Annotated in this window: 19 protein-coding genes; 2 read left to right on the forward strand and 17 right to left on the reverse strand. The window is 60.6% G+C overall.

The genetic code is table 11. The features are described 5' to 3' along the window. The 8 genes from ptaA to hmpA form a co-directional block, all read right to left on the reverse strand. Window positions 1–1,095, reverse strand: coding sequence for a pyoverdine biosynthesis transaminase PtaA (gene ptaA, locus BMZ57_RS27485; protein ID WP_045791644.1), 1,095 nt, complete (start codon window positions 1,093–1,095; stop codon window positions 1–3). 145 nt (window positions 1,096–1,240) lie between these two features. Beyond that, window positions 1,241–2,128, reverse strand: coding sequence for a heme o synthase (gene cyoE, locus BMZ57_RS27490; RefSeq protein ID WP_003194050.1), 888 nt, complete (start codon window positions 2,126–2,128; stop codon window positions 1,241–1,243). Between the two features lie 11 nt (window positions 2,129–2,139). Then, complete coding sequence (gene cyoD, locus BMZ57_RS27495; protein WP_010206434.1) at window positions 2,140–2,481, reverse strand: cytochrome o ubiquinol oxidase subunit IV; 342 nt, start codon at window positions 2,479–2,481, stop codon at window positions 2,140–2,142. Continuing rightward, window positions 2,481–3,107, reverse strand: a complete 627-nt coding sequence (locus tag BMZ57_RS27500) for a cytochrome o ubiquinol oxidase subunit III (RefSeq protein ID WP_010206435.1) — start codon at window positions 3,105–3,107, stop codon at window positions 2,481–2,483. Before BMZ57_RS27500 ends, cyoD begins: the two co-directional genes overlap by 1 nt. 3 nt (window positions 3,108–3,110) lie before the next feature. Beyond that, on the reverse strand, window positions 3,111–5,129 hold the full coding sequence (gene cyoB, locus BMZ57_RS27505; RefSeq protein WP_010206436.1) for a cytochrome o ubiquinol oxidase subunit I: 2,019 nt from the start codon (window positions 5,127–5,129) through the stop codon (window positions 3,111–3,113). A gap of 3 nt (window positions 5,130–5,132) precedes the next feature. Beyond that, on the reverse strand, window positions 5,133–6,074 hold the full coding sequence (gene cyoA, locus BMZ57_RS27510; RefSeq protein ID WP_010206437.1) for a ubiquinol oxidase subunit II: 942 nt from the start codon (window positions 6,072–6,074) through the stop codon (window positions 5,133–5,135). A 791-nt stretch (window positions 6,075–6,865) separates the two neighbouring features. Further along, window positions 6,866–7,372 (reverse strand): disulfide bond formation protein B, encoded by a 507-nt coding sequence (locus tag BMZ57_RS27520; protein ID WP_069673206.1) that lies wholly within the window; start codon window positions 7,370–7,372, stop codon window positions 6,866–6,868. A gap of 213 nt (window positions 7,373–7,585) precedes the next feature. Next, complete coding sequence (gene hmpA, locus BMZ57_RS27525) at window positions 7,586–8,767, reverse strand: NO-inducible flavohemoprotein (protein ID WP_069673205.1); 1,182 nt, start codon at window positions 8,765–8,767, stop codon at window positions 7,586–7,588. 147 nt (window positions 8,768–8,914) lie between these two features. Between hmpA and norR the strand changes: the two genes are divergently transcribed. Then, a complete protein-coding gene (gene norR, locus BMZ57_RS27530) occupies window positions 8,915–10,438 on the forward strand; it encodes a nitric oxide reductase transcriptional regulator NorR (RefSeq protein ID WP_069673204.1) in 1,524 nt (507 codons plus the stop codon). 71 nt (window positions 10,439–10,509) lie between these two features. On the opposite strand, the gene BMZ57_RS27535 is transcribed toward norR, so the two are convergent. Then, window positions 10,510–11,421: a DMT family transporter gene (locus BMZ57_RS27535; protein WP_010206442.1), complete on the reverse strand. Its 912-nt coding sequence runs from the start codon at window positions 11,419–11,421 to the stop codon at window positions 10,510–10,512. A 138-nt stretch (window positions 11,422–11,559) separates the two neighbouring features. Here BMZ57_RS27535 and BMZ57_RS27540 point away from each other — a divergent pair, with 138 nt between their 5' ends. Continuing rightward, entirely contained in the window at window positions 11,560–12,435 is an 876-nt protein-coding gene (locus BMZ57_RS27540) for a helix-turn-helix domain-containing protein (RefSeq protein WP_045791642.1), read from the forward strand. Here the strand turns inward: BMZ57_RS27540 and BMZ57_RS27545 are convergent. From BMZ57_RS27545 to BMZ57_RS27580, 8 genes are all read right to left on the reverse strand, one after another. Further along, window positions 12,432–14,933 (reverse strand): LuxR C-terminal-related transcriptional regulator, encoded by a 2,502-nt coding sequence (locus BMZ57_RS27545; protein ID WP_069673203.1) that lies wholly within the window; start codon window positions 14,931–14,933, stop codon window positions 12,432–12,434. The two genes, BMZ57_RS27540 and BMZ57_RS27545, sit on opposite strands and share 4 nt — an antisense overlap. Window positions 14,934–15,100: 167 nt before the next feature. Then, the gene (locus tag BMZ57_RS27550) at window positions 15,101–16,459 is read right to left on the reverse strand and encodes a DUF1329 domain-containing protein (RefSeq protein WP_069673202.1); all 1,359 of its coding nucleotides are present in this window, start codon (window positions 16,457–16,459) and stop codon (window positions 15,101–15,103) included. Between the two features lie 26 nt (window positions 16,460–16,485). After that, on the reverse strand, window positions 16,486–18,276 hold the full coding sequence (locus tag BMZ57_RS27555) for a DUF1302 domain-containing protein (RefSeq protein WP_074900745.1): 1,791 nt from the start codon (window positions 18,274–18,276) through the stop codon (window positions 16,486–16,488). Window positions 18,277–18,760: 484 nt separating this feature from the next. After that, entirely contained in the window at window positions 18,761–19,672 is a 912-nt protein-coding gene (locus tag BMZ57_RS27560; protein ID WP_010206449.1) for an SDR family oxidoreductase, read from the reverse strand. Between the two features lie 173 nt (window positions 19,673–19,845). Further along, window positions 19,846–20,751: an alpha/beta fold hydrolase gene (locus BMZ57_RS27565; RefSeq protein ID WP_021492148.1), complete on the reverse strand. Its 906-nt coding sequence runs from the start codon at window positions 20,749–20,751 to the stop codon at window positions 19,846–19,848. Continuing rightward, a complete protein-coding gene (locus tag BMZ57_RS27570; protein WP_069673201.1) occupies window positions 20,751–21,533 on the reverse strand; it encodes a class II aldolase/adducin family protein in 783 nt (260 codons plus the stop codon). Before BMZ57_RS27570 ends, BMZ57_RS27565 begins: the two co-directional genes overlap by 1 nt. A gap of 149 nt (window positions 21,534–21,682) precedes the next feature. Continuing rightward, entirely contained in the window at window positions 21,683–22,369 is a 687-nt protein-coding gene (locus tag BMZ57_RS27575; protein ID WP_010206453.1) for an LrgB family protein, read from the reverse strand. Continuing rightward, entirely contained in the window at window positions 22,359–22,730 is a 372-nt protein-coding gene (locus BMZ57_RS27580) for a CidA/LrgA family protein (protein ID WP_010206454.1), read from the reverse strand. The genes BMZ57_RS27575 and BMZ57_RS27580 overlap by 11 nt, the downstream gene beginning before the upstream one ends. Window positions 22,731–22,792 lie beyond the last annotated feature (62 nt).

Consider the following 22,792-nt stretch of genomic DNA (forward strand, 5'->3'; position numbering starts at 1 on the left):
TTAACCCGCGCGTTCGACCTGCGCTGCAAACACCTCGCGAAACCGAGCCATCTCCCGCTTATCGCCCACCGTCACCCGCACCCACTGCGGCCAGCTTTCAAACACCCGGCCGATCATCACGCCCTGCGTCGCCAGCTTCTCGATCACCTGCTCCGCCGGTTGTTTCACATCGATCATGAAACAGTTCGCCTGTGACGCCGTGCAAGTGAAACCACGCCCCTTCAACCACGCCACGGTCTCATCACGCAGTTGATTATTGAGGGCCTTGCGTTGCGGCAACAGCTTCACGTCTTCCAGGCTGGCAAGGCCGCCGAGCAAGCTGGTGCCCGCCGGCACGTTGTCGCCGCCAAACACGGCCAGCCGCTCCAGCAGCGCCGGGTGGCCGATCGCCAAACCCAGGCGGGCACCGGCCATGCCGTAGATTTTCGAGAACGTGCGCAGTACCAGCAGGTCGTCGTGGTCCTTCACCCAACTGACCACGCTGGGCACGTCGGCGAAGTCGATGTAAGCCTCGTCCACCACCAGCACGCTGCCTTTGGGCTTGTTCGCCAACGCGTGGCGGATGGCCTCGGTCGGAGTGATGGTGCCAGTAGGATTGTTGGGGTTGCACACGTAGAGCATGCCGGCCTGTGGATCGGCGGCAAGCATGGCCGGGATGTCGTGGGCGTGGTCGGCACCCAGGTTGACTTCCTTCACAGGTGCCTTGTTCGACTGCGCCGCTTGGCGCGGCACCTCGTAGGACGGCATGGCCATCACCAGGCCGCGGCTCTCAGTGGTGAACGCCAGCACCGCATAGCGCAAGGCCGCCATCGAACCCGCAAAGACCGCCACCTGCTCTTCGGCAATCCCCTGCTGCTGGGCGAACAGTCCTGCCAACGCATACATAGAGTCGTAAGGATAAAACCCAGCGGTAGCGATACCCCGCTGCATCGCCTCACGCGCAGCGCCTGAGGGGCCGTAAGGGCTTTCGTTGTAATTGAGCCGCACCTTGTCAGGCTTTTCCGGCGGCGGCGCTGCAACCGCCCAATCGAGGCGCCCCAGCAATGGCAGGGCTGCACCCAGGGCGAGAAGGGACCGACGACTGACGCTGACCATAGGGCTAATCCTGGTAGATGGGTGATGGATTCGCACAACTCGTACAGAGGGGTATGACGAGAAAACCCTGCGCAGATTTAAAACCACACCCAAGAAAAAGCCCCGCGCGTCTCTCGACGGCGGGGCTTTTTCACTGCGGGACCACTCAGTGAGCGTAGGTCAGCAACAGCTCTTTCGGCACTTGGAAATCCAGGGACATCATCACGCTGAGCGCGGTGATGGTGAAGATCGAGAACACGAACAGCTTGCGTGCCCAGACGGTGTCATCCACCGCCTTGTAGCCGGTCCAGGCCATGTACAACCAGTACATGCCCATGGCGGCGGCGACGGCAAGGTAGCTCATGCCGGCGTAGCCACTGAAGGTCAACATCAAGGTCGCCACAAGGAAGGCCAGGATGTACAGCAGGATGTGTTTCTTGGCGACCTGGATGCCGCGTTTTACCGGCAAGACCGGAATCGAAGCAGCCAGGTAGTCATTGAAGCGGAAAATCGCGATGGCGTACGAATGCGGCATCTGCCACAGGCTGAACATCACCAGTAGCGTCAGTGCGGCCATGTCGAAGCTATTGGTCACAGCCACATAACCAATCACCGGCGGCATCGCCCCCGACAGACTGCCCACCAGCGTGCCGTGAACCGACTTGCGCTTGAGGTACAGGCTGTAGAGGCCGACGTAGATGACAAAGCCGATCACGGCAAACAGCGCCGCCAGCGGATTGGCCACCTTGTACAACAACGCCACACCGGCAACACCGAGGACGGTCGCGTAGATCAGTGCCAGCTTCAGGGAGATGAGGCCCTGGACCAGCACGCGATTCTTGGTGCGCTCCATCTTGATATCGATGTCACGGTCGATGCAGTTGTTGAACACACATCCGGAAGCTACCACCAGGGAAGTGCCGATCATTGCAGCCAGGAAGATGGCCAGATCGACATGTCCCTTGGAGGCCAGGAAGAAACCGCCCGCCACAGAAAGCACGTTACCGAAAATGATCCCCGGTTTGGTGATTTGGATAAAGTGCTTAAGCGACATCGGGTCTTACCTCACTTCGCCATCATGAACGTATGGATGCTGAACATGATCCATATCGACAGGCCAACCAGCAGCAGGATTACCAACCCTGCAAACACGAACGCAATCACGTTGTCGCGCTGCTCTTTGGAACGGTCCAGGTGCAGGAAGTACACCAGGTGAACCAGAACCTGAATCACCGCGAACGCCAGTACGATCATCAAAGTGATCGACTTCGGCAGAGTCGGGTACATCACCAGACCGAACGGGATGAGCGTCAGGATTACCGACAGGATGAAGCCGATGGCGTACGACTTAACGCTGCCGTGGCTCGCATCATGGCTGTCATGGTCATGGGAGTGTGCATTAGCCATTACAGAGTCCCCATCAGGTAAACAACGGTGAAGACGCAGATCCAGACCACGTCCAGGAAGTGCCAGAACAGGCTCAGGCAGCTCAGGCGAGTCTTGTTGGTGTTGGTCAGGCCGTGTTTATTGACCTGATACATCATCACCGCCATCCACAGCAGGCCGGCCGTTACGTGCAGACCGTGGGTGCCTACCAGCGTGAAGAACGCGGACAGGAAGCCGGAACGGTGCGGGCCGTAGCCTTCGGAGATCAGCAGGTGGAACTCGTTGATCTCCATGCCGATGAAGCCCAGACCGAACAGGAAGGTCAGGGCCAACCAGCTCAGTACGCCTTTCTTGTTGCCCTTGTAGAAGGCCAACATGGCGAAGCCGTAGGTGATCGAACTGAACAACAGCAAGGCGGTTTCGCCGAGCACGTAAGGCAGTTCGAAGATGTCGTGGCCCGACGGGCCACCCGCTACGTTGTTTACCAGTACCGCGTACACCGCGAAGATCGACGCAAACAAAATGCAGTCGGTCATCAGGTAGAGCCAGAAACCGAAAACGGTCATCGGCCCCGAGTCGTGGTGATGGTCATCGTGCCCATGGTCATCGACATGGGCGTGTCCAGCATTGGTCACTAAGTTCGACATGGTTTAAGCCTGTTCCAACGAGGTTTCTACACGGTTGGCCGGAATCTTCTTCTCGGCTACCAGGCGAGCGTGCTGCTCGGCTTCGATGCGTTCGATCGTTTCGACCGGCACCATGTAGCCTTGATCATCACGGGCAGCGTGAATGATGAAGTAACCGATAGTGCCCACCAGGCTCGCGATTGCCAGCCACCAGATGTGCCAGATCATCGCGAAACCAAACACGGTCAACAGCGCACCCATCACCACGCCAGTGGCGGTGTTGCTTGGCATGTGGATAGGTTCGTAGTGCTTAGGACGCTGGTACGCAGTACCGTCTTCCTTGGCTTCGGTGAACGCATCAATGGTGTTCGCAGTCGGGATCACGGCGAAGTTGTAGAACGGCGGTGGCGACGAAGTCGACCATTCCAGGGTGTGGCCATTCCATGGGTCACCCGATTCGCAAGCGTTCTGCTTACGGTCACGGACACTCACGTACAGCTGGATCAGCTGGCAAGCGATACCCACAGCGATCATCACCGCACCGAACATGGCGACGTACAGGTACGGCACCCACTCAGGGTTGGTAGTAGCGTTCAGACGACGGGTCATGCCCATGAAGCCCAGAGCATAGAGCGGCATGAACGCGACGAAGAAGCCCGAGATCCAGAACCAGAATGCAGCCTTGCCCCAACCTTCGTGCAGCTTGAAGCCGAACGCTTTCGGGAAGTAGAAGCTGAAGCCAGCGATGTAACCGAATACCGCACCACCGATGATCACGTTGTGGAAGTGAGCGATCACGAACAGGCTGTTGTGCAGGACGAAGTCAGCACCCGGGATGGCCAGCAGTACACCGGTCATGCCGCCGATGGCGAAGGTCACCATGAAGCCCAGGGTCCACAGGACCTGGCTGGTCATGCGCAGACGACCGTGGTAGATGGTGAACAGCCAGTTGAATAGCTTCACCCCCGTCGGGATGGAAATCAGCATCGTCGCCAGGCCGAAGAAGGCGTTGACGCTGGCGCCCGAACCCATGGTGAAGAAGTGGTGCAGCCAAACCATGAAGCCCAGTACGGAGATTGCGCCCGATGCATAGACCATCGAGTGGTGACCGAACAGGCGCTTGCCGGTAAAGGTCGAGATCACTTCGGAGAAGATACCGAACGCTGGCAGGATCAGGATGTACACCTCAGGGTGACCCCATGCCCAGAACAGGTTCACGTACATCATTGGATTGCCACCAAGTTCGTTGGTGAAAATGTGGAAATCCAGGTAACGGTCAAGCGACAGCAGCGCCATGGTAGCGGCCAGGATCGGGAACGAAGCCACGATCAGGACGTTGGCCCAGGTGCAGGTCCAGGTGAAGATCGGCATGTCCATCAGTTTCATGCCAGGGGCGCGCATTTTCAGGACGGTGGCCAGGAAGTTGACCCCCGTCAATGTCGTCCCGAGTCCTGATAACTGTAGCGCCCAGATGTAGTAGTCCACACCCACGCCAGGGCTGTATTGCAGGCCCGACAATGGCGGATACGCAACCCAACCGGTCTTGGCGAACTCGCCGACGCCCAGGGACACGTTGATCAGCACCACGCCGGAAACCAGCAGCCAGAAGCTCAGGGAGTTCAGGAACGGGTAGGCAACGTCACGGGCACCAATCTGCAGCGGCAAGGCAAGGTTCATCAGGCCGGTGAAGAATGGCATCGCCATGAAGATGATCATGATCACACCGTGAGCGGTGAAGATCTGGTCATAGTGTTCAGGTGGCAGGTAGCCAGGCGAACCCTCGGTGGCCATGGCCAACTGGGTACGCATCATGATGGCGTCGGCAAAACCACGCAGCAACATGACCATGGCAACGATGACGTACATGACGCCGATTTTCTTGTGGTCGACCGACGTCAACCACTCGGTCCACAGGTAGGTCCACTTCTTGAAGTACGTGATACCTGCAAACAGTGCCAGACCACCCAGCGCGATCATGGCGATGGTCACCATTACGATCGGCTCGTGGAACGGGACCGCATCCCAACTTAATTTACCAAACATCGTTTACTCCTCTGCCCCAGCAGTTGAATGCGAGCCCGTGTCAGAACCTTCAACCGCGGCCACTTCTTTCTTCTCGTGCTTGACCGGCTTGCCTGGCTTCATACCTTCGTACTTGTCGACGATTTTCTGAAACAGGTTCGGCTCATACGCGGAGTACAGAGCGACTGGGTTGTTCTGGCTCGGTTTGGTCAGGGCATCGTATTCAGCTTGATCAAGCTGTTTAGGTGCGGCCTTGACTTCGGCTACCCAGGCGTTGAAACCTTCCTGGCTCGTCGAGATCGCTTTGAATTTCATGCCGGTGAAGCCAGCGCCGCTGTAGTTTGCGGAGATGCCTTCCATTTCAGCTTTTTCGTTGGCGATCAGGTGCAGTCGGGTCTGCATGCCTGCCATCGCGTAGATCTGACCGCCCAGGGCTGGGATGAAGAACGAGTTCATCACGGCGTCGGAGGTGATCCGGAAATTAAGCGGAGTGTTCTCCGGGAACTGGATCTCGTTGACCGTGGCGATACCCAGGTCCGGGTAGATGAACAGCCACTTCCAGTCCAGCGCGACCACTTCGATATTGATCGGCTTGACGTCGGACTCCAGCGGACGGTACGGGTCCAGCTCATGGGTCGACTTATAGGTGATGTAACCCAGGGCGATGATGATGAGGATCGGTACCAGCCACACCGCGATTTCGATCTTGGTGGAGTGCGACCACTTCGGCGCGTAGGTCGCGTTGGTGTTCGACGCGCGGTATTTCCAGGCGAAGGCGAAGGTCATGATGATCACAGGCACCACGACCAACAGCATCAGCAGGGTGGCGGTGATGATCAGGTTTCGTTGATCCAGACCGATCTGTCCTTTTGGGTCCATCAAGGTCCACTTGCAGCCTCCCAGCATTAACATCATGCCAAGCAGCGGCAAAAAGCCTAGTAATCGGGGGTACCTGTTTTTACTCATCTCACGACCTCTAAAGCAGCTTGCGCAATGCAGTTGGGTTTTGATCGCCAACACTTCACCCTGCCAAGGGTTGGCATTTCTCTTCGATTGAATAAGAGCCTGCCCGGTACGCCATAAGGGGGCGTTTCACGGACCTGCGGTGAGTTCTTATTCGATTTCGTGGTTAAAGGCCTTGTTACAGACCAATTCCATTTGGTGCGGATAGTTGAAAGGCTGCCGGAACCTTGGGGTCGCACAGAGCCATCCATCTGCCCCTCGACCGCTCCTGTGCTCAAATATTGAACAGCGCAGGACATTCAGTGCGGGCGATTGTAGTTAGCTAGCGATGTATAAACCATGTCTTATAAAGAAATAATTTTTATCGATTACAGCAATAATCCTTCACCAATATTGCAAAGGTTCGCGATCTTATCGCGTTAGATTCTCAACAAAAACCACAAAAATTGCCGTGTTATAGGCCCATCCGCCGCAGCCCTTACGGGCTGTAAGGGCAAGCCAAACCGATGCAAGCCCCCATAAAACAAGGCATTCGGACATCACGCAATTGCTGGCGCGGCGTGAGGTTCGCGGCCCTGTCGCCACCACGAACTGACAGCACATCTTGGCGGTTTTATGCAAATTTTGGCGGCGGTTCGGCGGGTCAGAAACGTCCTGCGGACGCTTCCGTGTGACAACATGTCGCACACTGCGCGCACCCAAAATTGTCCGGTGTCACGTTCTGTTCACAAATCCCTACAAGCAAAAACGCCCCGGTCTTCCCTCAAGAAGGACCGGGGCGTTTCAGGGCGGGCTCAGGCTTTGCGCTGGCGATTCCGGTAAATGCCCAACGGCACCAGGATCACGGTCAGCACGAACGCGAGCAGCGCCCACTGCGCCAGGGACAGACCCAGCACCGGCGGATACGGGGTGCTGCAGAAGCCATCGACCTGGAAGCCCAGGGGGAACACCTTGGCGAGCGGCAGGTCGTCGACGATCGGTTGCAGCACATCAATGCCGCAGCTGACCTGCGGGAAGAACTGGGTGTACACGTGGTGACCGGCTGCGGCCACACCGCCGAGGGCGCTGAGTATCACCAGCCCTTCGAAAAACGTGAGAGCCCCTTTGGTGCGCATGGCCGCGCCAATGAACGCAAAAATCGCGATCAGCAATAAGGCGTAGCGCTGCAGGATGCACAGCGGGCATGGCGCCTCGCCCAACACCACCTGCATATAAAGCGCACCGCCAATCAGCGCCAGGCAGATGATGCCCAGCAACACCAGAAAGCGCCGCTCCCTGCCTAAACGCAATTCGTCACTCATATCCGCTTCCCTTTGTTTGGTTGTGCCAATGGCCGCAAGTTTACACACAGGGAGTGGTTTAAACAGAGAGGGGTTAACGGGGGATTAATCTGGAGAAATGTTGTGGCAGTACGGACGCCATCGCGGGCAAGCCCAGCGCCCACAGGGGGGTCGCATTTCCCCGTGGGAGCCGGGCTTGCCCGCGATGATGCCGACTCGGTTTAACGCCGAACCTTATTCCAGTGCCGCAGCCGGGCCGAAGAACTCGTAGCGGCTTTGTTTCTCGGGTACACCCAGGGCCTGGAGGTGGCGTTTGATCGCGGCCATGAAGCCTTTGGGGCCCAGGAAATAAGCGTCAATGTCACGCTGCTCTGGCAACCAGGCGGCCAGTTGGTCCTGGCTTAGCAGGCCGACCTTGTCCGCCGCGGGGCTTACACCGTCATCTTCGGCGTAGCAGTAGTAGCGCTTGAGCTGCGGGTGTTTGGCCGCCAGGGCATCCACCCAGTCACGGAACGCATGCACCCCGCCGTTACGTGCGCAGTGGATAAAGTGCACCGGACGCTCGGAGGCCAGGGCCGCTTCGAGCATCGGCAAGGTCGGCGTGATGCCCACCCCACCGCTGATCAACACCAGCGGTTTGTCGCTGGCCGCCAAGGTGAACTCACCCGAAGGCGGGAACAGGTCAATGGTCGCCCCCACCTGCATCTGGTCATGCAGGTAGTTGGACACCCGCCCGCCGGCTTCGCGCTTGACGCTGATGCGGTACACGCCGGCGTCGGTCAGGGCCGACAGGGAATAGTTGCGGCGCACTTCCTCACCATCGAGCACCAGTTTCATGCCGATGTATTGGCCTGGCGCGGCAGCGAGGATCGGGCCGTTGTCAGCCGGGGCAAAGTAGAAGGAGATGATCTCGTCACTCTCCTCCACACGCTTGACCAACAGGAACGGCCGCGCCCCTCGCCAGCCACCGGGCGCCTGGGCTTTCTCTTCATAGATCGCCGCCTCGGCGCCGATCAGGATATCCGCCAGCTGGCCATAGGCCGCGCCCCAGGCACTCATGACCTCGGGGGTCGCAATCTCGCTGCCCAATACTTCGGAAATCGCGCGCAGCAGACAGGCACCGACGATCGGGTAATGCTCCGGCAGGATCTGCAAGGCCACGTGCTTGTTGATGATCTTGGCCACCAGGTCGCCCAGTTGGTCGAGCTGGTCGATGTGCCGCGCGTACATCAACACGCCGTTGGCCAGGGCACGGGGCTGGTCGCCGCTGGCCTGGTGGGCCTGGTTGAACAGCGGGCGAACTTGCGGGTACTCAGACAGCATCATGCGGTAGAAATGGGTGATCAGCGCTTCGCCGCCGCTTTCCAGCAGGGGCACGGTGGATTTGACGATGGCACGGTCTTGGGCACTAAGCATGAGAGCCTCCTGGGCTTTTTTACTGATTGCCATTACCTACTCAGTATTCGTGCCAACTAATAAATCTATTATTTTCAATGAGTTAATTATAATGTAGTCAGTATGACCTCCTACACCTTATAGTCATAAGGACTACAAGGAGTCATTATGACTGCGCAATCGCTGCTCACCACCCTGCTGCCCCTGGTCGCCGACCTGTCCCGTGAACTGCCCGAAGGCGAGCGTTATCGCCGTCTATTACAGGCCATGCGCGCCCTGCTCCCCTGTGACGCCGCCGCGCTGTTGCGCCTGGACGGCGAATGGCTGGTGCCGCTGGCGGTGGACGGTTTAAGCGCCGACACCCTGGGCAGACGCTTCAAGGTCAGCGAACACCCGCGTTTTGCCGTGTTACTGAGCAGCCCAGGACCCACGCGGTTCGACAGTGACAGCGAATTGCCCGACCCCTACGACGGCTTGGTCGATGGATTGCACGGACACCTGGAAGTCCACGATTGCATGGGTTGCCCACTGTTCGTCGACGATCAGCCCTGGGGTCTGCTGACATTGGACGCCCTCGACACCGAGCGCTTTGAACGCGTGGAACTGGATGCCCTGCAAGCCTTCGCCAGCCTCGCCGCCGCCACCGTCAACGTCGCCGAACGTATCGAGCGCCTGACCCTGCGCGCCGAAATTTACCGCGAGGCGAGCGGCCAGCAGCACAAGGAAATGATCGGCCAAAGCAAACCCCACAAGCGCCTGGTGGAGGAGATCAAGCTGGTGGGTGGCAGTGACCTCACCGTGCTGATCACCGGCGAAACCGGGGTGGGCAAAGAACTGGTGGCTCAGGCCATCCACGCGGCCTCGACGCGCGCCGATAAACCGCTGATCAGCCTGAACTGCGCCGCCCTGCCGGAAACCCTGGTGGAGAGCGAGCTGTTCGGCCATGTGCGCGGCGCCTTTACCGGCGCGTTGAACGAACGCCGCGGCAAGTTCGAACTGGCCAATGGCGGCACGCTGTTCCTCGATGAGGTGGGCGAGCTGTCACTCACCGTGCAAGCCAAGCTGCTGCGAGTGCTGCAAAGCGGCCAATTGCAACGCCTGGGCTCGGACAAGGAGCACCAGGTGGATGTGCGCCTGATCGCCGCCACCAACCGCGACCTCGCCGATGAAGTGCGCAATGGCCGCTACCGCGCCGACTTCTATCACCGCCTCAGCGTGTACCCGCTGCAAGTACCGGCGCTGCGTGAACGCGGGCGCGATGTGTTGCTGCTGGCCGGTTTCTTCCTCGAACAGAACCGCTCACGCATGGGCCTGGGCAGCCTGCGCCTGACCAGCGACGCCCAGGCGGCACTGCTGGCCTATAACTGGCCGGGCAACGTGAGGGAACTGGAGCATTTGATCGGACGTAGCGCGCTGAAAGCCCTGGGCAACTGTCGCGAGCGTCCGAAGATTCTCAGCTTGAATGCCCAGGACCTGGACCTGCCCGATGTCAGCGCACCGTTGATCGAAGAGCAAACCGGCAGCGCACCCGTCGTGACCGGCGACCTGCGCCAGGCCACCGAGCAGTATCAGCGCCTGGTGATCAGCGCCTGCCTGGAACGCCACCAGCACAACTGGGCCAGCGCCGCCCGCGAACTCGGCCTGGACCGCGCCAACCTCGGCCGCATGGCCAAACGCCTAGGCCTCAAATAACCCAAACAACCCTGGTCAAATGCAGGAGACAACACTATTCGAATGTGGGCACTGGCTTGCCTGCTCCCACATTAAATTTGTTTTGCCTGGAGGACCGGATTCACAGCCTGAACCACCCTCACCCGCCGAAACACCAACACATTCCCCACCATCACCAACACCAACCCCGCCAATGCCGGCGCCGTCCACTGATACCCCTCGGCATACGCCGACACATTCAGCGCCACCACCGGGAACAGCACGGTGCAATAAGCGGCGCGCTCCGGTCCCATGCGCCCGACCAGGGTCAGGTACGCGGTAAAGCCGATGACCGAACCTGGGATCACCAGGTACCACAGCGCGCCGATGTAGCGTGCACTCCAGTCCATTTCGAAGGGAATCCCGCGTACCACACAATAGGTCGCAAGCATCGCCGCGCCATACGCCATACCCCAGGCATTGGTGGTCAGCGGCCTGAGCCCGGCCTTCTGTTGCAGGCTCGACAACAGGTTGCCCGCCGAGAAACACAGGGTCCCGAGCAACGCCAACCCCAAACCGAGCAAGGTCTGCGGGCTGGCGGCATGCCCCACCAGTTCCGGCCAGAACAGCAGGCCCAAGCCCATCAAGCCGAGCCCGCCGCCCATCAACACATTACGCGCCACCCGCTGGCCGAAAAACACCCGGGCATTCAGCGCGTTCCACAGCGTGGCCGTGGAAAACACCACCGCCACTAACCCACTGGGAATCCACTGGCTGGCCGTCAGAAAACATATGAAGTTGACGCAGAACAGGCACAGCCCCTGGGCCAGGCAGATCAAGTGCCCACGCCGGTTCATCACCTGCAACTTACGGCTGAGCAACAACAGCGCAAACAACACCAGCGCCGCCAAGCCAAAGCGATAAACGATGGACACGGGGATTGCCACCACGCCCAGTTGCCACTTGAGGGCAATCCAGGTGGTGCCCCAGATCAACACGGTGAGTAAATACAGGGAAAGGTTCATAGCGGGCTCCATCGATTGAGCCACAGTGTGGCCTGCGACCCATCGCGCGCTCTTGCACAATCTTGCGCTTTTGTCGGGCGGTGGGCGCACAGCGTCCGTCGCGCGGAGTAGGATGCAAGGCGTCGGAGAGTACGAACCATGCCTGATCTGGAATCCCTGCAAGTCTTTCAAGCCCTTAACCGCTCGCCCAATGCACGCCTTGAAGCCTGCGCTGAGCTCGGTGACGGCTTGTCTGCGGCCTTGTGGAGCAACCATCACGATGCCCAGGATTACCAGGCGCCCAGTCATCACACCTTGTCGTGCTACATCGGCGGCGGCACCGGCACGTTTCGGCGCGACCAGCCAGGCACCAAGGGCGGGCCGGACAAGTTGTGCATCCTGCCCGCCGAGCATCAGTCAGCCTGGGTGATCAACGGCGAAATCCGCCTGGCCCATGTGTACTTCAGCCCGGAGCAATTCGCCCTGGGCTGCGTCACCTTGCTCGACCGCGAACCGCGCACCCTGCAACTGCGCGAAAGCACCTTTCTGGAAGATGCCAGCCAGGCCCGGCGCTTTCACCAGTTGATCGCACTGAACTGGCACGAGCCCGCCGAGCGCCTGCTGACCAGCAGCCTGGCCCATGAAATGCTCAGCCACACCCTGCTCAGCCAGGTCGGCGCCCGCGAAGGGCTGAGGTTGAAAGGCGGGCTGGCGGCACATCAGCGACGGCGGTTGGCGGAGTACATTGACCAGCATCTGGAAGACCCGATCAGCCTGGGTCAATTGGCCGGGATGTGCGCGCTGTCGGAATACCATTTCGCACGGATGTTCCGCCAAAGCTTCGGCCTGCCGCCCCATCAATACCTGTTGGCGCGCCGCCTCACCCGCGCCCAGGCACTGCTGCGCAGTGGCGCCCTGCCCTTGGGTGAAATCGCCTTGATGTGCGGGTTCTCCAGCGCCAGCCACTTTACCCATCGCTTTCGCCAGGCCATGGGTGCCACCCCCGGCGAATACCGCCAGGCGTTCTGCGCCTAGGCCATCAACCCCAGGGTCTTGGCCTTGGCCACTGCTTGCGTGCGTCGCTCCACACCGAGCTTGCTGTGGATACGCCGCGCGTGGGTCTTGACCGTATGCAGGGAGATAAACAGGCGGTCGGCGATTTCCAGGTTGGAGTTGCCCAGCGCGATCAACTGCAGCACCTCCAGCTCGCGCTGACTGAGTGGACTCTCTACCGCACCCGAGACAGGCGCTTGCGGCTCCATGCCCAGTTCACTCAACAACCCCGGCGATCGCAACCGCAGTTCGCGAATCGCCTGTTGCACCTGGCAACGCGCGGCCAACTCCAGCCCGGTTTGCAGCGAGCGGCGCGCCAGCGCACAGTCGCCGACTTGCCAGGCCACTTCGCCCAGCACCAGGCGCAGTTCGGTTTCCAGGCAGAGCATGCCGCGCTGATGGGCGGTTTCCAGCAAGGCCGTGAGCCGTGCCACGGGTTGATCGGCCGCCCCCAGTTTCACTTCAGCCAGCACCAGCAGATACTCCAGGCGCGGCACCAATTCCAGGGTGGCGGGCGGGGCCTGTTTGGCCTGGGGCCCACGAAAGTGGCGAAGCACGCGGCGCACCGCTTCCACCGTCAGTTCGGCACGGCCCTGCTGCAACCAGAAATGCCCACTGACCAGCAGCAACACCGCGCGATACACCGTGTCCGGCACCTGACGTTGTTGCATCAACCGTTCGGCGTCGCGCAGCTGCACAAAGGCCTGGGCGTAGTCACCGCGGTTGGCGGCCAGCAATGCCAGGCCGAGAAACCCATAGAGCACGCGCTTGTCCTGGCTGTGCAGGCACATCTTCAAGCCCGCCTCGAAACACTCGGCGGCCAGGCTGTCCTGCCCCTGGCGCAACGCCAGATGCCCCCGCCTCAAGGCGATGCGCCCGACCAAGGGCCCGGCCTTGAGGCGCTGCTTGAGCAACATCGCCTGCACATTTTCCAACAGGCTCTGGGCCCGGTAGGGGGCACCACGCTGTTCCAGCAGTTGCGCGTGGTCCAGCTCCAACAAGGCTTCGAGCAGCAACGAGCCATGGGCGCGGGCCAGGCACAAGGCTTCGCGGCTCAGGCCTTGGGCCACGTCCAGCTCACCGCGCAGCAAGGCTTGCTGGGTCAGGCCCGAGAGGCACATCAGTCGCGACGTCCAGGCGCTGTCGGGCAAGGCGTGTAGCGCTTCGAGGAAATGCTCCCGCGAGCGCTCGGCATCACCGCCCAGATGCAGCAACCAGCCCCACTGCGCCTGCCAGCGGGCCAGCAGATAACGCTGTTTCGCCGCCGTCGGCTGCGGCGCGAACCGCGCCAGTTGGTGGATGCATTGCGCGGCTTGCTCGAAGCGCCCGGCGAACAGCAACGCCGCCGTCAGCAACCCGACCAACTGCGCCGAGCCGAGCATCAGTTCATCGCCATGCTGTTCATGCAGGCGCAACAGCAGCATCGCGTTCTGCTGGCGGAACAGGTCCTCGAAACTGAAGTGCTGCAACAGGCTCACCGCCACTTCATATTCTTCGGCGAGCAGTGCGTGTTCAAACGCAGCCTGCCAGTCCTGTTCGGCGGTGAACCATTGGCAGGCGCGACGGTGCCATGAACGTTTGGCCGGCCAAGGCTCATCACGCAGCAAATCGGCGAGTGGTGGAAAGACCTGCAGCCACTCGGTGTCTTCCCAGGGCTGGATAAACGCGCCGAGGGCCTGCAGATCGTGCAGATATTGATTACCGTCGCCAAAGCCGAACAGGTGCTCGCACAATCCCGCATTGAAGCGCGGCAGATGGGCCAGTACGCGCCAGGCTTCGGCCAGTTCGGGTGGCAAGGTACTGAACAGTTCGTGTTGCAAGTAATCGAGCAAGGTCTTTTCCGGGTGGCCGTCACCCAGCAAGGCAATGCGTGCACCGGCACACCAGCCGGCGCTGAACTGCAGCACCTGGTCGACGGACTGCCCTGGCGCATGAGTGAGCAGCTGCTGGATCTCGACCGGGCTGAACGCCAGGTCTGCGCCGCACTCCAGCAATTCATCGTCAAGCAGCAGCCGTGGCCAGTTGCACAGCGGGCGCCGCCGCGTGCCCAGCCACCAAGTCAGCGCCGGGCTGCTGGCGGTGAACAGGCGATCGAGCAAGGCGTCGGTGTCCGGCGCGGGCAAACGGCAGAAGTCATCAAGGAACACCCACGCCGGGGCCTGCCAACGCGCAAGGTCCGACAGCAGTGTCGCTTCATCGATGAACGGCAGGTCGAGGTTCTGCGCCAGGCGCTGGCAAAGATCGAGGGGGCTCAGGGCAATACCGTTGAGCGGCAACCAGTGCACCGGGCAATCCTTGGGTGCCTGTAGCGCGCATTCGGCGAACAACGCACTTTTGCCACTGCCAGCGGGCGCGCACAACAACTTGACCCTCACCTGCGCCGCCAGCAAAGGCTCGGCCAAGCGTGGGCGCAACAGATGGTGGGCGGACAGCCGAGGCATGAATCCAGGACGGTCCAGGCAGCGGGTCATGGCGGTCATTGCTGCATCCTGCTTTTTATTGTTATGCAACCTGGCGCCTACCCTAGTCCTGTGGTCGGCGGTTGTTGAAGAAGTATTCAGCAGGGTGATTGGCGGGCATAAAATTCAAGGCATACACCCCCACTGTGCGAACACGCTCGCACAGTGGGGGGCATTTCACATCGGGATCAGCGCACGCCTTCAGCCCTCAATGCCGCTGGCGTGTAGTCCGCCGCCTTGGCATTGAAACCGAACACAAAACTGCTCTTCTCCTCGTTCTTCATGCCCAGCGCGATATAGCGCCCGGCGATAATGTCGTACAGCGTTTCCACGGTATACGCCGGGGTCTGGTGGTTGTAGTAGAACTGCGCATGCCCCTCGGCGACACGCCACAGTTGGCCACGGCCGTCGTAGTGATCCACCAGCGCCACCTGCCAGCTGTCTTCATCGATGTACATGTGGCGCTTGGCGTAGATATGCCGCTCACTCGGCTTGACCGTGCCCACCACTTCCCACACGCGGTGCAGCTCATAGCGAGTCAGGTCCTGATTGATGTGGCCGGCCTTGATGATGTCGTCGTACTTGAGTGTCGGCTGGTCGAGCTTGTAGCTGTTGTAGGGAATGTACATCTCCTTCTTGCCGACCAGCTTCCAGTCGTAGCGGTCCGGGGCACCGGAAAACATGTCGAAGTTGTCCGAGGTGCGCAGACCGTCGGAGGCCGTGCCCGGACCGTCATACGCCACTTGCGGTGCGCGGCGTACGCGACGCTGGCCGGCGTTGTAGATCCACGCCAGGCGCGGCTCCTTTACCTGGTCGAGGGTTTCATGCACCAGCAGCACGTTGCCCGCCAGGCGCGCCGGGGCCGTCACCGACTGCTTGAAGAAGGTCAGCACGTTGGCCGCCTTGGCCGGGTCCATGTCCGGGATCAACTGCGGCACCGCCACTTCCTCTTCGAAGCGGATCGGCGTGTAGCTGCCGTTGGTCTGCGGCGTGGCCTGGGTAATGATGCGCCGCAAGTTGCCGCCGTGGTAACGGGTGATGTGGTTCCACAGCACTTCCACGCCATTCTTGGGAATCGGGAAGGCGTAGTAGCGATTGCCGGTGAAGTTTTCCAGGCCGTTGCCATCGTTGATCGGCTTGACGTTCAGCGCACTGCGCTTGATCGACTCGTAAATCTCCGGCGGCAGGTTGACCGTGCGGTGACTTGGGTACACCGGGATCTTATAGGTCTCGGGATAGCGCTTGAACATCGCCACCTGGCCGTCGGAGAGTTTGTCCTTGTACTTGTCGACGGTGGCTGCGGTGATCACAAACAGCGGTTTTTCACTGGCGAACGGGTCGGCCAGGAAGCCCTTGCTGTCCACCGCACCGGCATTTTTCGGAATGCCGCCGGTCCACGCCGGAATCGAGCCGTCGGCGTTGCCGGCTTTTTCGGCGCCCACCGGGGTCAGGGTGGTGCCCAGCTTGGCCGCCTCTTCCGGCGACACCGCTGCCATCACGTTGGCGCCCAACAGACTCAGGGCCAACACTGCAATTGTCTTACGCATGGATGTTTGTCCTTGTTTAAGCCAGATCAGAAGTTCACGCCGAAGCTGAGGGCGAGGAAGTCGCGGTCGGTCAGGGTGTTGTAGTCGCCGCCAAAGAAGTCGGTGTAGCTGAGGCTGGCGGTGTAGGTGTTGCGGTAGTCCGCGTCGACACCCGCGCTGATGGCCTTGGCGCCCTTGTTGAACAGGCCATTGGGGCCATAGCCGGCGACGTCATGGGACCAGGACAGGTTGGGCTTGAGGTTGATCCCGGCAATCACGTTGTTGTAGTCGAGGATCGCCCGCGCGCGATAGCCCCAGGAAGTGGAGGTGACAAAACCGTCGGTGTCACCCTGGAAACCGTAGGCGCCGTACACCGAGTCCCGGCCGTAACGCAGTTTGCTTTTATCTTCCAGTCCTGCGACGTGCACGATGGCCGCTTCACCGACCACCGTAAGGCGCTCGGCGCCCAGGACCTGGTCGAAGAACTGGGTCATGGAGCTTTGGATCTGGGTGATCTCTTTACGGCGATAGCCTTTGTTGTCGTCGCCGAAGTTGCTGCGGATAGGTGAGGCCAACTGGCCGGCGACGGGGTTGATCAGGGCCAGGGTCAGATCGGTAGTATTGAGTTGCACCGGGGCATTGGGCCGGTAGCTGATCTCACCGGTCCACGCGGTGCCGGTGGGCAAGGTGGTGGAGAAGCTGGCGCCGAACAAGCGGATGTCTTCCGGGTAATCCAAGTAGTACTGGCCACGGCCGAGCATGAGGCTCTGGACCAAGCCCGCGCCAGAGCCGGGCACGATGCCGTTGGCGGTGCCGGAAATAGCACCCAGGGTGGCCAGGCTGGTGTTGTTGGTGATGGTCCCCACCGTTGGCGTGCGGCTGTGGTAGTTCATGAAGTACAGGCCGTACTCGGTGTCATCCCCCAGCCAGCGCAGGGCGGCGCCGAACTGGCCGGAATCCCGCGCATCACGGTCGCCGGCGCGACGTACGATGACCCCTTCACTGGTCGCGCCAAATCCTTGGCCGAACGCCGCCGCCACAGGTTGCAATGGCCTGATTGCCGGGTTCCCGACGGTGTAGTTGTTGGTGCAGCCGTCCGCTGCCACGTCGCCACCAAAGAAGGTGCCGCAGTTATCCAGCACCGTCTGGTCCCACTCCAACTGGTAGAAACCTTCGACCGTCAGCTGATTGGTCAGGCTCTGGGACGCGAACAGCATGTTGACCGGAATCAGCCCTTCCTTGATCTCGGCACCCGGACGGCGGAACGCCGACACATCAATCGGGTTGATGCTGTTGATGGAGTTACCGATGAAGGTACTTTCGCCCCAGCTCACCACCTGCTTGCCCGCTCGCACGGTGCCCGGCAGATCACCCAGCGAATAGTTGTGATAGACGAAGGCATCCAGAATCTGCGCACCGCTGGACTTGGCGCCTTCCTTGCGGTTGTGGTCGCTGATCGGTTTGAACTCGCGGTCTTCATCCTTCAGTTCAAAGTCGTACCAGTACTTGCCGCGCACGAACACACCCGTGTCGCCGTACTTCAACTCAAGGTCATGCAGGCCCTTGAAGATCTTGGAGAAGGTTTCGCCCTTCTTGAAGTTCAAGCGCCCGTCATCACCGGTAGACGCCTGGCCGGTACCGCCGTTGACGGTGCCCACCAGCTTTTTATCGGCGTCGCGCATGCCCCAGCTCGCACCCACCGACAGCGAAGAATCGAATTGCCCTTCGATCTCGCCAATGTTGAATGAAATAGCCTGTGCCTGAGCACAGCAACCCAACGCAACCGCAGCGGCCAGCGCCTGTGGCCTGAAGATGGCGCGCATTGTTGTTCTTGTCATGCGTCTTCCCCGGTGAGTGACAGAAGGCCCCACCCTACTGCCGCCCATCAGGAGCGATAAGCGCACCAAGGAGGGATTCGTGTTGTCACTCAAAAGGATGACTGAGCGCTCTGGCCGGGGCTCCGGGCGCAGGCATGCATTGGATGGATGGCGGGTTATCAGGGGAATGTATGGAGAACGTCGAAACTGTTGCTGATTCAGCAACAGTCCTTGTCACGAATCGGCATTACTCATTTTGTTACAAGCGGCTATTCTTATCGGGCTTTCAGGGCAAACGGCCCGCTTCCTCAACCGGAAGGAAAGCCAGATTTACATAGATTGATGACTGTTTTCAGTCTATTACCGGTGTTCACTGACGTTGATTTGTCGCTCCTTGATCCAACGTCTTACTTCGGCCGCTGCCTATGCAGCGGCCTTTTTTATGCCTGGAATAAAACGGGGCGCCATCAGCGCCCCGTAGGATTCAAGCTTTTTCAAGCAACGATCACAGGCTGTATCTCTGCAAATTGGCCATCATCTCCTTCAGCGCTTCGATATTGTCCTTGGGGTGCGCTGCCCCCTCGAAGTCGCAGATCTGTTGCCAATGCGCCGCCACATCATCGGGCGAGAAGCCCGCCTCCGGATCAAAGCCCACGCCCAGGCTGCGCTCCCAGCGGGTCTTGCCAATCCAGCCGCCGCCGACTTCAAACAACCCCGAGGTTTCCTGGCAGGCTTCGCTGCCCAGGTACACCACCAATGGGCTGACCAGCTCCGGCTTGAGGCGCTCGAACACCTGCGGCGGGATCAGGCCTTCGGTCATGCGCGTGCCGCCGGTGGGAGCAATGGCGTTGACCAGGATGTTGTTCTTGCGGCCTTCCAGCGCCAGGGTGCGCGTCAGCCCATACAGACCCAGCTTGGCCATGCCGTAGTTGGACTGGCCGAAGTTGCCATAGATGCCCGAGGTGGACGCGGTGAAGATCACCCGGCCGTAACCCTGCTCACGCAGATGGGGCCAGGCGGCACGGGTGACTTTGTAGGCGCCTTCGACGTGCACCCGGTAAACCAGGTCCCAGTCGCTGTCGTCCATTTTGTGGAAGGTCTTGTCGCGCAGAATGCCAGCGTTGTTGACCACCACATCGATACGGCCAAAGGCGTCGAGGGCATTCTGCACAATCCTGTCACCGTCGGTGACAGAGTCATGATTGGCTTCGGCGATGCCGCCGGCTTCGCGAATCTCAGCCACCACGCGGTCGGCGGCCGAGGCACTGGCGCCTTCGCCCTGGGTGGAACCGCCCAGGTCGTTGACCAGCACTTTTGCGCCATGTTTGGCGAACAGCAGCGCATGGGCACGGCCCAACCCGCCGCCGGCACCGGTGACGATCACGACCTTATCCTGAAACTGCACTGACTCACTCATACCGAACTCCAATGGCGACAATGGGAATGGGTCGAGTGTCAGGCACGGGGGCCATGGTCACAATAACCACGGCTGAGCCTGAATGGTGCTCGATAAGGCAGAGGGATGATCATGTGGGAACGGGCATGCCGACGATGCAAGCGCCTCGGCCTTTGAGTTGAATCGCCGCGACGCTATCGCAGGTACGCCAGCTCCCTCACCGGGCCAGCAATGCGTTCGCGAAACGCCAGGTAATGCTTGAGCACCTGCACCGGCGCCTCGATCTGCGGGTAGTGCCCGATATTGGCCAACAGCACCGTGTCGGCGTGGGGCACCAACTCGCAGTAACGCGCCACCATATGAGCGCCCGAGATCGGGTCCATCTCGCCATCGATCACTCGCAGCGGCACTTCCTCGCGTTGCATCGCCGCCACCCAACGCTCACGCATACGCCCGCGCTGAGGGATATACGCAATGAGTTTGTGCAGGATGCGTGTGCCGTCATGGCAGTCGATCAGGCTCCAGAAATCATCCAGGGCGCTTTCGCTGGGGCGGGTGTTGGGGCCGAAGATCTGGCTGAAACTGTTCGCCAAGGCATTGCGCCCGAAGGCGCGGCCGATCATCCAGCCCAACGGGCTGAGCAAGAGTTTTTGCACCAGTGCCGGGCGATGGGTTTCGGGAAACAGCCCACCGTTGAGAAACACGCAACTGGCCATGTGAAAGCGCCCTTCGTAATGCCGGGCCAGCAGTTCCTGAGCGACGCTGTCACCGTAGTCGTGTGCCAGCACATGCACCGGCTGCTCTACGCGCAAATGTGCCAGCAGTGCCTGCTGCAAATCTGCCTGTTCCAGCAGGCAATAACCGTGATCCAGTGGCTTGGCCGAGTCGCCGAAACCGAGCATGTCGCAGGCAATCACCAGATTGCGCTGGGCCAGGGGCTGCCACAGGTAGTGCCAGTCCCAGCTGGCGGTGGGAAAGCCATGGATCAGCAGCAACGGTTCGCCCTGCCCCGCCACCCAGTAACGAAGGGTGCGGCCGTGGAAGTCGAACGTCTGGCTGCGTTTGCGCCAGGCGCTGAGCGGGATCTCGGTGAGTGGCATCAGGTTTTATACCCGGGATCGAGGCTGTCCAGTTTGCGCAGCAACGCCGGCCAGGCCAGCGCGCCCCCCATGCCTTGTGCGCTCTTTGTGACCGCCGCCACCATTGCCTTGGCGCCGGCGAGAATCTGCGGCCCGATGTTGATCAGTTCAACGCCACCGCTTTGCGCCAACACCTGGATGTCGCAGGCGCGCTGGAAGGTGAACATCATCAAGAAGGTGTCGGCGATGGTGCTGCCGCAGGTCAGCAAGCCGTGGTTGTGCAGCATCAGGAAATTGTTTTCGCCCAGGTCGGCCTGCAAGCGGGCCTTCTCTTCGTGGTTCAGCGCCACGCCTTCGTAGGCGTGATAGGCCAGACTCGACAGCACGAATATCGACTGCTGGCTGATCGGCAACACACCTTGTTTCTGCGCCGCCACTGCGACCCCTGCGGCGGTGTGGGTGTGCAGCACACAGGTTACATCGTGGCGCACTTCATGGATGGCGCTGTGGATGGTATAGCCCGCCGGGTTGATCTCGTAGGGGCTGTCCATCAGCTTGTTGCCGGCCTGATCGACCTTGACCAGGCTCGATGCGGTGATCTCATGGAACATCAGCCCATAAGGGTTGATCAGGAAGTCATCGGTGCCCGGCACTTTGGCCGAGATATGGGTGAAGATCAGGTCGTCCCAACCGTGCATCGCCACCAGGCGATAACAGGCTGCCAGGTCGACGCGGGTTTGCCACTCGGCGGCGCTGACCTGATCTTTGACATTCTGTGGCGATAGAGCGGGGGCTAGGCTCACGGCAACGACCTCCTTGGCGCATTTTCTTATTGTTTTTTGAGTGATGGGCCAGTCTAGTCAGACCTTGAGGCTGCCGGAGTTGCCTTGGCAGCCAGCTTGATGACCGTGCGAGTCAGGGTTGAGGATAGTTCAATCTCGTACTCGCAACGTCAGAGAAGTGCCGCCAATAAAGGCGCGGCGAACAGGTTGAGGAGGCCCGTCAGCACCATCACCAAGCCTGCGACGGAGCCCTCTTCGCCGCCCACCTCATGGGCACGGCTCACGCCCGCGCCGTGGGCGCCCACGCCGAATAACGCACCGCGCGCCAAGGGTGTGCGCAGCGGCAACCACTTCAGCAGCACACCGCCGAGCATGGCGCCGAACACGCCGGTGAACATCACAAACACAGCCGTCAGTTCCGGCACGCCGCCAAGGTCGGAGGACACCGGCATGGCGAACGGTGTCGTGATGGAGCGTGGCACTAGGGAAAGGGCTACCGAGGGATCCAACGCCAGGGCCTTGGCCAAACCGAACGAGGTGGCAATGGACGCTGCGCTGCCCGCGATCATGCCCAGCAACAAGGCCGACCAGTAACGCGCCAGCAACTTGCGCTGTTGCCAGATCGGCACCGCGAACGCCACTGTCACCGGGCCAAGCACAAGCATCAGCCAATGGGTGTCGGCAGAGTATTCGGCGTAGGCGGTGTTCATCGGCACGGCCACGGCCAGCAATAGCACCGGTACCAGGATCAGTGGTGACAATAGGTAACGCCCGGTGCGGCGGTAGATCCAGCGACTGAAGATATAAGCACTCAAGGTCAAGGCGAGCCAGAACACCGGCATCAGTTCAAACTTCATGGCGTAGCTTCCAACGGCACACCAGTTCGACGGTGAACGCGGTCACCAGCATGACTGCCAGGGTGCTGAGGCCAATCACCAGCAGGATGCGCCAGCCGTCATTGCGCAACAGGCCGCCATAGTCCAGCAGGCTCATCAGCGCGGGAATGAAGAACAGCAGCATCTCAGCCATCAACACACCGGCCCCCAATTGCAGGGCAGCCGGCTTGATCAGTCCGCTGGCGAAGGTTGCCAGCAGCAGTCCCAAACCCACCACGCCACCGGGGATCGGCAGCGTCAGCCATACGGCCAGCTGGCAACCGAGCAGGTAAATGGCCAGCAGCGCGATCAGTTCAATCAACAAACGGGTGAAACGTTTCATGGGCTTTGGGTCCTCGCAGGCCTTCATTTTAGAGAGACCTGCCCCATCCCCACAGCGAATTG

This window comes from Pseudomonas simiae, from assembly GCF_900111895.1.
GTDB classification, from domain to species: domain Bacteria; phylum Pseudomonadota; class Gammaproteobacteria; order Pseudomonadales; family Pseudomonadaceae; genus Aquipseudomonas; species Aquipseudomonas simiae.

Excerpts from the sequence above, each read along its gene's own strand:
- ptaA (WP_045791644.1), bottom strand. The coding sequence starts at position 1,095 with ATGGTCAGCGTCAGTCGTCGGTCCCTTCTCGCCCTGGGTGCAGCCCTG.
- cyoE (WP_003194050.1), bottom strand. The coding sequence starts at position 2,128 with ATGTCGCTTAAGCACTTTATCCAAATCACCAAACCGGGGATCATTTTC.
- cyoD (WP_010206434.1), bottom strand. The coding sequence starts at position 2,481 with ATGGCTAATGCACACTCCCATGACCATGACAGCCATGATGCGAGCCAC.
- BMZ57_RS27500 (WP_010206435.1), bottom strand. The coding sequence starts at position 3,107 with ATGTCGAACTTAGTGACCAATGCTGGACACGCCCATGTCGATGACCAT.
- cyoB (WP_010206436.1), bottom strand. The coding sequence starts at position 5,129 with ATGTTTGGTAAATTAAGTTGGGATGCGGTCCCGTTCCACGAGCCGATC.
- cyoA (WP_010206437.1), bottom strand. The coding sequence starts at position 6,074 with ATGAGTAAAAACAGGTACCCCCGATTACTAGGCTTTTTGCCGCTGCTT.
- BMZ57_RS27520 (WP_069673206.1), bottom strand. The coding sequence starts at position 7,372 with ATGAGTGACGAATTGCGTTTAGGCAGGGAGCGGCGCTTTCTGGTGTTG.
- hmpA (WP_069673205.1), bottom strand. The coding sequence starts at position 8,767 with ATGCTTAGTGCCCAAGACCGTGCCATCGTCAAATCCACCGTGCCCCTG.
- norR (WP_069673204.1), top strand. The coding sequence starts at position 8,915 with ATGACTGCGCAATCGCTGCTCACCACCCTGCTGCCCCTGGTCGCCGAC.
- BMZ57_RS27535 (WP_010206442.1), bottom strand. The coding sequence starts at position 11,421 with ATGAACCTTTCCCTGTATTTACTCACCGTGTTGATCTGGGGCACCACC.
- BMZ57_RS27540 (WP_045791642.1), top strand. The coding sequence starts at position 11,560 with ATGCCTGATCTGGAATCCCTGCAAGTCTTTCAAGCCCTTAACCGCTCG.
- BMZ57_RS27545 (WP_069673203.1), bottom strand. The coding sequence starts at position 14,933 with ATGACCGCCATGACCCGCTGCCTGGACCGTCCTGGATTCATGCCTCGG.
- BMZ57_RS27550 (WP_069673202.1), bottom strand. The coding sequence starts at position 16,459 with ATGCGTAAGACAATTGCAGTGTTGGCCCTGAGTCTGTTGGGCGCCAAC.
- BMZ57_RS27555 (WP_074900745.1), bottom strand. The coding sequence starts at position 18,276 with ATGACAAGAACAACAATGCGCGCCATCTTCAGGCCACAGGCGCTGGCC.
- BMZ57_RS27560 (WP_010206449.1), bottom strand. The coding sequence starts at position 19,672 with ATGAGTGAGTCAGTGCAGTTTCAGGATAAGGTCGTGATCGTCACCGGT.
- BMZ57_RS27565 (WP_021492148.1), bottom strand. The coding sequence starts at position 20,751 with ATGCCACTCACCGAGATCCCGCTCAGCGCCTGGCGCAAACGCAGCCAG.
- BMZ57_RS27575 (WP_010206453.1), bottom strand. The coding sequence starts at position 22,369 with ATGAAGTTTGAACTGATGCCGGTGTTCTGGCTCGCCTTGACCTTGAGT.
- BMZ57_RS27580 (WP_010206454.1), bottom strand. The coding sequence starts at position 22,730 with ATGAAACGTTTCACCCGTTTGTTGATTGAACTGATCGCGCTGCTGGCC.